General features: G+C 33.1%; 8 protein-coding genes and 1 pseudogene. 1 reads left to right on the forward strand and 8 read right to left on the reverse strand.

All coding sequences use genetic code 11. The features are described from left to right. On the forward strand, positions 1-236 hold a 236-nt coding region (locus tag C564_RS0130890; protein ID WP_018768147.1), incomplete at its 5' end, for a DDE-type integrase/transposase/recombinase. A gap of 63 nt (positions 237-299) precedes the next feature. Here the strand turns inward: C564_RS0130890 and C564_RS33105 are convergent. From C564_RS33105 to C564_RS0130935, 8 genes and pseudogenes are all read right to left on the reverse strand, one after another. After that, positions 300-728 (reverse strand): annotated as a pseudogene (locus C564_RS33105) (imm11 family protein); the annotation flags it as partial. A 245-nt stretch (positions 729-973) separates the two neighbouring features. Then, on the reverse strand, positions 974-1546 hold the full coding sequence (locus C564_RS0130905) for an imm11 family protein (protein ID WP_018768150.1): 573 nt from the start codon (positions 1544-1546) through the stop codon (positions 974-976). 411 nt (positions 1547-1957) lie between these two features. Continuing rightward, positions 1958-2263 (reverse strand): hypothetical protein, encoded by a 306-nt coding sequence (locus C564_RS0130910; protein WP_018768151.1) that lies wholly within the window; start codon positions 2261-2263, stop codon positions 1958-1960. A 25-nt stretch (positions 2264-2288) separates the two neighbouring features. After that, the gene (locus tag C564_RS37175) at positions 2289-2447 is read right to left on the reverse strand and encodes an EndoU domain-containing protein (protein ID WP_231382376.1); all 159 of its coding nucleotides are present in this window, start codon (positions 2445-2447) and stop codon (positions 2289-2291) included. A 99-nt stretch (positions 2448-2546) separates the two neighbouring features. Continuing rightward, positions 2547-2858 carry a contact-dependent growth inhibition system immunity protein gene (locus C564_RS0130920; RefSeq protein WP_003210352.1) on the reverse strand — a complete coding sequence of 104 codons (312 nt, stop codon included), beginning with the start codon at positions 2856-2858 and terminating at the stop codon, positions 2547-2549. 16 nt (positions 2859-2874) lie between these two features. Then, entirely contained in the window at positions 2875-4506 is a 1632-nt protein-coding gene (locus C564_RS0130925) for an RNase A-like domain-containing protein (protein ID WP_018768153.1), read from the reverse strand. Between the two features lie 56 nt (positions 4507-4562). Beyond that, entirely contained in the window at positions 4563-4787 is a 225-nt protein-coding gene (locus C564_RS0130930) for a helix-turn-helix domain-containing protein (RefSeq protein WP_018768154.1), read from the reverse strand. A gap of 162 nt (positions 4788-4949) precedes the next feature. Continuing rightward, a partial coding sequence (locus tag C564_RS0130935; RefSeq protein ID WP_018768155.1) for a DDE-type integrase/transposase/recombinase occupies positions 4950-5283 on the reverse strand: 334 nt, incomplete at its 5' end.

A 5283-nucleotide genomic window follows, 5' to 3' on the forward strand; every position in this document is an offset into this window, starting at 1 on the left:
AAGGCATCCAAATTAGGCAAGTGAAATATCTCAATAATATAGTGGAACAAGATCATCGTTTTATCAAGAAACGTGTACGTTCTATGTTGGGATTGAAGTCATTTAAAACAGCAACCTTTATATTGAGTGGTGTAGAGGCTATGCATATGATTAAAAAAGAACAGATTGATTTACGGCATCAGTCTGTTCAAAATCAGAAAAAATTCATCCATCGATTGTTTGGGCTTACAGCATAAAATAGAATTCCGCTAGAAATATATGAGCTATATGCTCTTTCATTTTATTTTTGCACCAGAACCGTTTTCTACAACATTGGATATAAATGAATATTTTTCACAACCTACTATTAAGCCGCTTCTTAACTTTTTAAAGATTGTATTGGTATTATCAATTGCATCTAAATGATTTAATACATGAACGGCATAGTAGGGTTCATTAGTAGCAGTATGTATTAGAGGAAGAAATTCAACATCATTCCCTATTAAAGCCTCTAAAAGTTTTTTTGCCTTATTACTAATAAGTAATGTACCATTCCTTCCCCAAAAATGTGGACAATCACTTTGTTTACCTTCTTCTATACATTCAATGAGTATATCTCCCCATGAATTAGATAAACTTTTTGCTAAATCAAATTTTCCATCAAAATATTTTTCATGGCCTTGATCAAAATTTAGTAGTTGAAAAGATTCATAATCATTCACAGAGCCTCGTAGTTCCCAGATCTTCATTGTATCCTCCTGAAAAGTCATTTATTTTTTGGCGTATTTAGTTTTAATGTGCCCTTCAATAGTTGTTCTCTTATATCATGTAAGGCATCAACAGCATCAGCTTGAGCACCACCCATTTCCATAACACTATTTAGTCGTTCTGTTACTTCTCTTAAAATGGAAAATAAAAAACATGGATAGCAATACCCATGCTTTTTTAAAAATCTTTTGTCCTCTTACTTAATCATCCATCCTCAAGTACTTTATCACATATTAGATTCTGAATCCCACACTTCAGTAAATTCGAAACCTTTTAAATCACTTTCTAACACTGCATTTCTAAATTCATCTGAGACAAAAACAGAAGGAATGTGTAATATTTCATTTAAGTAAACTTTAAATATTGTTTGGTTCTTAAGCATATTAGGTAAAAATGCGTATTTTTTGAAATCTATTATTAAGCCAGAACGTAGTTTCTTTAGTATAGCTTTTTCATAGTCAATAGCATCTATTGCATTTAAAATGTTAATTATATAATACACTTCTCCCGTCACATTGCGAATTAGTGGAAGAAATTCTACATTATCACCAAGCATAGACTCTAAGAATTTTTTAGCTTTCTTACTAACCATCGGTGTACCAACTTCTCCCCAAAAATGAGGAAAATCACTTTGTTTACCTTCTGCTACACATTTAATACGTATTTCTGCCCATGAATCAGATGCTTTTACTGCCGAGTCAATTTTTCCTTCAAAATGCTTTTTAGAATCTTCTTCTAAATTCAATAGTTGAAAGGATTCATAGTCATCAAACGAACTTCTCAATTCCCAAATTTTCATTTTTACTCTCCTTTACTATTTTTCTGGCATAAATAAAATTATTTCTTCAGTTTATTTAATTTAAATTCACCATACAATAATTTTAGGGGAGTAAAAACGTCCACCAACTTTGAAATTCGAATTTTTATTTATTATTTTATTAGATATAATAATCAGGATTTTCGTCCATTTTTATATAGTTTTTCTGATCTTATTTGATTTTTTTATGATAACCATTGAGTTCATGGTGCTTATATTTCAATTAAAGTAAATTAGGGCTTATAATAATTAATTAAACCAATAATCTATGTTATGTTTAATAAAAAGCAGCTGTATATGCTTCTAAGTGCATGATATAGCTGCTTTTTTAAATACGACATCTATATATGTCGCAATATGAGATTGAATCTATTCATCTAAATTCGATTGTATTTAAAATATCATTTTTTCTAAAACTTCAACAGATGGTCTTATTGTAGAGTTCGGAAATTTTTGTACTAAACGTTTTAAACACTCCACGTATTCTTTAGTTTTTTCGTCAAAATCTACATCCTCAAATACTTCACTAAGCCATTCTACTTCTTCTTCTGAAGCGGTATCTAAAAATTTAATAGTTTGTTCAATATCTTCGCTTAATAATTCTGCGAGTTCTTCCCAATATTTTTCAATTAAAAAAATATTTTCAGGATGAACTGCCTTTCGCTCCTCTATAATTTTTCTTACTTGTTCTTCAAACATAATTAATTCTCCTTTATTTGCATTTTTAAGGTTGTTTTGTTCCATCTGGGAATACAGTTCCAATCTTACCGTTTGTTTTTATTGCTCCAACCCTTACGCCTTTATATTCACCAAATATCATATTTCCGTCTTTTACATTTATATTTTCTTGAAGGTTAGCAACATATTCACCAGCTTCTTTTATATCGTTTCTAGTCCAGGATTCGGGAAACCATGCTTGACCTGTACCTTTTCGTTAATTTAACGAAAAAAGACCGCCTTTTATGGGCGGTCGATTTTTTTATTAAGTGTTTTTTAATGCTTGTTTTATCGTTTTAACTGTTTGTTCAAGCCATTCTAATGGTGTTATTTCTAATCCTTCAAAATATATCCCATCTGCAGAATACCGTATGTATTCATTTTTTTCTGTATTACTATAATCGCTTTGAATAAATTCAGTTAGAAAAATAACAGCATCTTGCAAATACTCTTTTGATACCTCTTCTAGTAATTCTTGGAGCGCTTCTTCATAGAAAGTATCTTGGTGAAAAGTACCTGCTAGAAATTGAAATACCTCATCATCTTCGAGATTATCGAAATTGTCTTCTAATAACATAATCTTCCTCCTATTATCACAATGGATATCCAGTTAAAATAAAACTGCCATTTTTATCCTTCTTCAGTACAATTTTTGCATTTGACATATCTTCAACTGTTGTAGAACCTTTTATTACACCTCGTCCAATTATTTCAGTACCATGATAACGTAAAATTAAATTATTATCTCTTGGACTATTTAGCCAACTTTGAATGCGTGCTTGATTACGAGGGTTATTCAAGACGGTAGCCACTATTTTTTCAGCGGTAGCCCTATCAGTGAAAGTTGATGACCCTGTTATTCTAGAATCATTCTGTAATCTTTGCAACAACTCTGCATCTGTTTTCCCAATGTGTTTCTTGATTAAGTGGCCACGTCTTTGGCTACCTTTTGTCTCATGGGCATTTAACCCTCCTCCAGGAGCTAACGGACTAGTATCTCCTGGTTTTATAGCATTAGTATTAGTATTAGTATTTCCACCAGAATTAGCAAACTGATGAGTCGATAGCTTTTCTTCAGCTTCAAAAGCAGTAGAATTCAAACTAGACCTTAGATTAAGTCCATTTGTATCAGCAAACGCCAATCGATTTTCTATGCTTAAATTATCAACCCAATTTGTAACAGTTTGTTGTATACGTGGTACTTTGATGTCCTTTACTTTTGCATATCTAGCTCCTTTTAACACTTTTGTGATTTTACCAATACCTTTATCACCAATTAGTCCTACTCCTATTCCTGTTAGGGCATAACTAAACCATATTACAGCATCTTCAAAATCACCATTTTTTACATTCTTAATATATGAATCTGAAAGGACATTGTACATGGTTCTAAGGGTATTAAAAGGGTGCGATGCAGCATACCCCATATCTTCCCACGTTTCCTTGTCTCCCAATGCTTTAAAATCTTCTATTCCGTCTCTAACAGCTCGTCCAGAACCGACACGTACACCTTCATCAAGCTGGTCTAATATAGTCTTGTCATTCTTCATGAAATCAGATTGACCAAGTTCTTCAACACCTTGACTGGAAAACCGTTCTGCTTCACGCTTTGCTATAATTTCTTGAATAGAAGTTGTCCACTCCATATTCAATCCCTGTGTACTAAATGTACCACTAGCAGGACTAAAACCTTTCCCACTTTGGACTTCAGCAAGACCCGTAGCAATACTAGCAGCTAATTGAAGTGCTGTACCATAGTTATTGCTAGACGTTTGATTAAATTCATATAGATGATCTAACTTTTCTTGCAGTTTTTTCCTCATGACAGTAAAAAGATTCGCCATAGCGTCCATACCCGGGATTGGCATAGCTTGACTGACGGCTTCCATACTTGTTTTCATTCGGTCAATTTCTTGAATTTGTTCTAATATTTCTTGTTCGATTACATCCGTTGAGGCTACCTTTGATTCAAATTGACTTGGAAAAGCATCATTCTGACGAATCAATTCCTCACATAAGTAAATGATTCCTTGTGCTAAAGGACGAAAAGTTTCTGTAAAGAATGCTTTTGCACTGCTATATGTTTGTCCTTGTAGAGCAGTATCAATTGCAAAAGCATCAATCGACTGAATAGCTTGTTCCATGCCTTGAATGGTAGCGGTACATATAGCGTTCATACTTTGCGTTTGGGTATGTACTTCTCCTAGATACATATTTAAATTCAAAAAATCTCCCTCCTTAATAAGGAAATCATACCAATTCAAGGAGAATGTTGTAAACACTACATATCCCAAAAATCATCAGCTTTAATTCTTGGATCAAATTCCCGAAGTACCTTTAATATCTTCTGCATTGTTTTTCGAGTCGGTGATCTGTCCGGATTATTAGCTAAATCCCCTACAGTATTTCTGCCAAGCCCTGATTTTCTTATCAACCATTCTTGTTCGATTCTATGCTTATCTAAAAACTTCCCCAATTTTGTTCGCTTTTTTCCAAGACCCCACACAATTTTCACTCCTTTAGTAATCTGTTGTCCCTAGTAATGGCCTAGTTTCCCCAAAAATAAACCCCTAAAAATGGTGAATATTGAGCAAGCTGTATAGGAGGTTCTGGTGCAAAAATAAAATGAAAGAGCATATAGCTCATATATTTCTAGCGGAATTCTATTTTATGCTGTAAGCCCAAACAATCGATGGATGAATTTTTTCTGATTTTGAACAGACTGATGCCGTAAATCAATCTGTTCTTTTTTAATCATATGCATAGCCTCTACACCACTCAATATAAAGGTTGCTGTTTTAAATGCCTTCAATCCCAACATAGAACGTACACGTTTCTTGATAAAACGATGATCTTGTTCCACTATATTATTGAGGTATTTCACTTGCCTAATTTGGATGCCTTCTGGCATCTTATTTTCTTCTTTTAGCTCCTCAATTGCTACTGGATAAGCTGGATTCTTATCAACTGTTATAACACGAGGCTTTGAAACATGAAAAGAC

Origin of the sequence: Bacillus sp. 105MF, from assembly GCF_000374885.1 — a bacterium.
Taxonomy (GTDB): domain Bacteria; phylum Bacillota; class Bacilli; order Bacillales; family Bacillaceae_G; genus Bacillus_A; species Bacillus_A pseudomycoides.

Coding starts and splice junctions, on each gene's coding strand:
- C564_RS0130905 (WP_018768150.1), bottom strand. CDS start 1,546: ATGAAAATTTGGGAATTGAGAAGTTCGTTTGATGACTATGAATCCTTT.
- C564_RS0130910 (WP_018768151.1), bottom strand. CDS start 2,263: ATGTTTGAAGAACAAGTAAGAAAAATTATAGAGGAGCGAAAGGCAGTT.
- C564_RS0130920 (WP_003210352.1), bottom strand. CDS start 2,858: ATGTTATTAGAAGACAATTTCGATAATCTCGAAGATGATGAGGTATTT.